The sequence below is a fragment of the Burkholderia sp. Ac-20392 genome (assembly GCF_017104585.1).
In the GTDB taxonomy this organism is placed as follows: Bacteria; Pseudomonadota; Gammaproteobacteria; order Burkholderiales; family Burkholderiaceae; genus Burkholderia; species Burkholderia lata.
The window spans coordinates 1-4107 of sequence record NZ_JAAGPB010000645.1; the positions used below are offsets into that span (position 1 = coordinate 1).

Consider the following 4107-nt stretch of genomic DNA (forward strand, 5'->3'; position numbering starts at 1 on the left):
TGCCGGGCGGCGGCTCCGCAAGCGCGTTCGCGACGCGAGTGCCCGCGCCGCCGCGCGATTCGAGGAAGCCTTCGGCGATGAGCTGCGCATACGCGTCGACGACGGTGCCGCGCGCCACCTGCAGCGACGTGGCGAGCAGCCGTGTGGACGGCAGCGTGTCACCGGGCCGGACGTCGCCGCGCCGCACGGCTTCGCGCAGCGCCTGTGCGAGCTGGCGGCTCAGGTCGCCGGCCGCGCGATCGAGCGCGCCGAGCGACGGGATGTCGACGTTCCGGGCCGTTCTTGCCATGATTCTGGTCTGCTGAAAATGTTTCAAACCGGCTCTACAGCATAAACCAGTTTGGCGCCACAATCGGCACATGACGGGCCAGCGCCTGATCCATTCCAACCCCCGCATGACCGTGGAGCCGACATGTACGTCCCCGCCGATTTCAACGAACCCAACCCCGACGCGGTGCGCGAGCTGATCGTGCAGCATCCGTTCGGCAGCCTGATCACGCACGGCAAGAGCGGGCTCGACGCGAACCACATTCCGTTCGAGCTGCTGCCGAGCGACGGCGGGCTCGGCGAACTGCATGCGCACGTGTCACGCGCGAATCCGGTCTGGCAGGACGTCGCGAACGGCGACGAGGTGCTCGTGATCTTCCGCGCGGGCGACGCGTACATTTCGCCGACCTGGTATCCGAGCAAGCATGAGGCGCACCGGCAGGTGCCGACGTGGAACTACGTGGTCGTGCATGCGCATGGCCGCATCACGGTGCGCGACGACGAGAAGTTCGTGCGCGGCGTGGTCGCCCGGCTGACGCGCACGCACGAGGCGTCGCAGCCGGTGCCGTGGAAGATGGGCGACGCGCCGACGGATTATCTCGACGCGATGCTGCAGGCGATCGTCGGGCTGCAGATCGAGATCACGCGGCTCGTCGGCAAGCGCAAGCTCGGGCAGAACAAGGACGTGGCCGATATCCGCGGCGCGGGCGACGCGCTGGTCGCGAACGGCAACCTCGCGATCGGGGAAGCGATGATCGCGGCGGCCGACGCGAAGCGCGGGTGAGTGCACCCGATACGCGGGCATGCGCGGGCAACCGCGACGCCCGCGCGCCGGCCCGTTACTGCGTGCGCGTCGTGCCCTTCGCGCCTTCACCGGCCTGCGCGAGCGCACCGCGGATCGCGGCCTCGGTCTTGTCGTACTCGCCTTCCCCATAGCGCGTATAGACGATCTTCCCGTTCGCGTCGATCAGGTACAGCGCGGGCCAGTACTGGTTGCCGTACGCGCGCCACGTGTCGTAGCGGTTGTCCTGCGCGACCGGATACTTGATGCCGAAGCGCTTGATCGCGTCGGCGACGTTGCCCGCGTCGCGCTCGAACGGATACTCGGGCGTATGCACGCCGACCACGACGAGCCCCTGGTCGCGATACTTCCGGTCCCACTCCTTCACGTACGGAATCGTATGAATGCAGTTGATGCACGAGTACGTCCAGAAATCGACGAGCACGACCTTGCCGCGCAACTGGCCGAGCGTCAGCGGCGCGCTGTTGTGCCAGCGGTCGATGCCGGTGAAATCGGGCGCCGCCGTACCGGCCTGCGAGGCCGGCATGCCGGCCTCGTCGCGGGTGCCCGCAAAGGCGGCGAGCCCGGCCGTGGCGGCGAGGGCGAAGACGAGGGCGGCAATCTTGAGTCGGGGCAGCATGGCGTTCTCCTGAGCGGGAGGCCGCCGCTCGGGGGCGGCGGCCGGGCGGGTTTCGACAGGCCCCATTAGGCGGCGCCGACGTATCTGCGATGTGTCCGGCGAGCCACGCGTGTGCAATGTTGTGTGTCGTCACGGCGGCGCGATACATTGGGATACAAACACATGCCCGCCGTGCGGTATAAAAGCGGACATCGCCTGCCCGAATACCTCGACACCGACAACGACTCATGGACAAGATCGACCACGTGCTGATCGTCGACGACGATCGCGCGATCCGCGAACTGATCGCGGATTATCTGGAGAAGAACGGCATGCGCGTCTCGCTGGCCGCGAACGGCCGCGAGATGCGCAACGTGCTGGAGGATGGCGCGCCCGACCTGATCGTGCTCGACCTGATGATGCCGGGCGAGGACGGCCTCACGCTGTGCCGCGACCTGCGCGCCGGCAAGTTCCGCACGGTGCCCGTGCTGATGCTGACCGCACGCGGCGAGGAAACCGACCGCATCATCGGCCTCGAGATGGGCGCCGACGACTACCTGGCCAAGCCGTTCGCGGTGCGCGAACTGCTCGCGCGGATCCGCTCGGTGCTGCGCCGCGCGCGCATGCTGCCGCCCGGCATGCAGGTGACGGAAACCGCGGAGATGCTCGCGTTCGGCGAATGGCGGCTCGACACGACCGGGCGCCACCTGCTCGATGCCGAAGGCACGCTGGTCGCGCTGAGCGGCGCCGAATACCGGCTGCTGCGCGTGTTCCTCGACAACCCGCAGCGCGTGCTGACGCGCGACCAGTTGCTCAATCTCACGCAGGGCCGGCAGTCCGATCCGTTCGACCGGTCGATCGACCTGCTCGTGAGCCGGCTGCGCCAGCGTCTGCGCGACGGTGCGCGCGAACCGCGCTACATCAAGACGCTGCGCAACGAGGGCTATGTGTTCTCGTCGGCCGTGACCGCCGTCGACGGTACGCCTTGACGCCCTCCTCCCCCTAAAGGGAGAGGATTCCCACACCTGGCGATGCACGTCCGCATCGGAGAATGTTCAACGCAGCGTTGGTATCTCGATCATGCTCGACACCACAGTCACTGCAGGTCCACTCTCTTATTCTCAGTCCCGCGATACCTTTCGGCCGCGTCGTGCTGTCTTTCGATCTGCACGCCGAGCAGGACTGGGTCGAACCGCTTTCGTCGACTTCCTCGAACGTGGCTCCGTGCGCGATCGCCTTGTAACGGAGCTTGTTTCGGAAGGACGACCAGGATGCGTCGTAGACGCTCTTCGCCATCCTGTTTCTGGCAAGTTTTGCGGCCGACACGTTGCCGACCGCGATGTAATCGAAGCGCCGCACCAGATCGAGCGCGAGCTTGTGCTGGAAGTCGGCTCGGGCATTCGCCACCTTGGCGTGCAGCTTCGCGATATGCCGCTTGTGCTTTCGTGCTCGTTGCGCTTTCGCGAGCTTCTCGGCCGCGCATCGACCGAACCGATCGTTAGGCAGTCTCTCGCCGGTCGAAAGTGTGGCGAAGTCTTTCAGGCCGAGATCGATGCCGACGCCGGAACGGATAGGTCGGGCCGGAACATCCGGCATCTCGATCACGATGTTGAGAAACCAGTTGCCGCGCGCATCCTGCGCAAAGTTGGTTCCGTCCTTGATCTTGCCTTCGGGAAGCGCCCGGCTGTTGAACACGCGAAACGTGTTGCCGGCGAAACGGAACGCGTCACCCTCGCGCTTCAGGTCACGGCCCTTCAGCGGCACCCAGCCAAGAGACTTTTTGCCCCGATAGCGCAAGTAAGGTCGCCGGTGCTGACTGCGCGACTTCGCATATTGCTCGCACGTTGCGTTGACCGTGCCGGAATGGATGCCGAGTTCCTTGCTGCTGCCAGTGGTGAGCATGTTCAGGTCAAAACCCGTCGGCCACTTCTTGCTCCACTGGAGCGCGTGCTTCTGCGTGTCATTGCAGAAGTTCCAGACGTAGTTCACCGCGCGGCTCTGCTTGTTAAGCAGTCCGTTGAGCGACTTCACGCGGTAGCGATAGACAAGGATCATGCAGGTGATCCTAACCCGTGGAAGAAGCGGCCTGTCAACAGCAATCCTTTCCTCCCCGTCCTGAAGGACGGGGTTTCTCGGAGCAACTGATGAGCGCGCGCATGCCGTGGCACTGGCCGCGCTCGCTGTTCGCGCGGCTCGCGCTGATCCTGTGCGTGGGCCTCGCGCTCGCGCAGACGCTGTCGTTCTGGCTCACCGTGACCGAGCGCGACCAGGCGACCACCAACCTGATGATGGGCTACATCGAGCGCGAGGTCGCGAGCTCGGTCGCGCTGCTCGACCACCTGCCGCCGGCCGAGCGGGCCGCGTGGCTGCCGCGTCTCGCGCGGCGCAGCTACGCGTTCATCCTCGGGCCCGGCGAGACCGGCACGCCGCCGGAAGCGCG

At 66.2% G+C, this 4107-nt stretch carries 5 protein-coding genes and 1 pseudogene; 3 read left to right on the forward strand and 3 right to left on the reverse strand.

Translation table 11 applies throughout. The annotated features are described in order from the left end of the window. A partial coding sequence (locus G3N99_RS36115; protein WP_206124760.1) for a winged helix-turn-helix domain-containing protein occupies positions 1-289 on the reverse strand: 289 nt, incomplete at its 3' end. A gap of 123 nt (positions 290-412) precedes the next feature. On the opposite strand from G3N99_RS36115, the gene G3N99_RS36120 reads away from it, so the two are divergent. Beyond that, positions 413-1051, forward strand: a complete 639-nt coding sequence (locus G3N99_RS36120; protein WP_174942247.1) for an FMN-binding negative transcriptional regulator — start codon at positions 413-415, stop codon at positions 1049-1051. A gap of 55 nt (positions 1052-1106) precedes the next feature. Here G3N99_RS36120 and G3N99_RS36125 read toward each other — a convergent pair whose 3' ends face one another. Further along, entirely contained in the window at positions 1107-1688 is a 582-nt protein-coding gene (locus tag G3N99_RS36125; RefSeq protein WP_206124761.1) for a thioredoxin family protein, read from the reverse strand. A 227-nt stretch (positions 1689-1915) separates the two neighbouring features. Between G3N99_RS36125 and G3N99_RS36130 the strand changes: the two genes are divergently transcribed. After that, entirely contained in the window at positions 1916-2656 is a 741-nt protein-coding gene (locus tag G3N99_RS36130; RefSeq protein WP_174942243.1) for a response regulator, read from the forward strand. Between the two features lie 13 nt (positions 2657-2669). On the opposite strand, the gene G3N99_RS36135 is transcribed toward G3N99_RS36130, so the two are convergent. Continuing rightward, positions 2670-3722 carry an RNA-guided endonuclease TnpB family protein gene (locus tag G3N99_RS36135; protein ID WP_206124762.1) on the reverse strand — a complete coding sequence of 351 codons (1053 nt, stop codon included), beginning with the start codon at positions 3720-3722 and terminating at the stop codon, positions 2670-2672. 89 nt (positions 3723-3811) lie between these two features. Between G3N99_RS36135 and G3N99_RS36140 the strand changes: the two are divergent. Further along, positions 3812-4107: pseudogene (locus G3N99_RS36140) on the forward strand (two-component sensor histidine kinase); the annotation flags it as partial.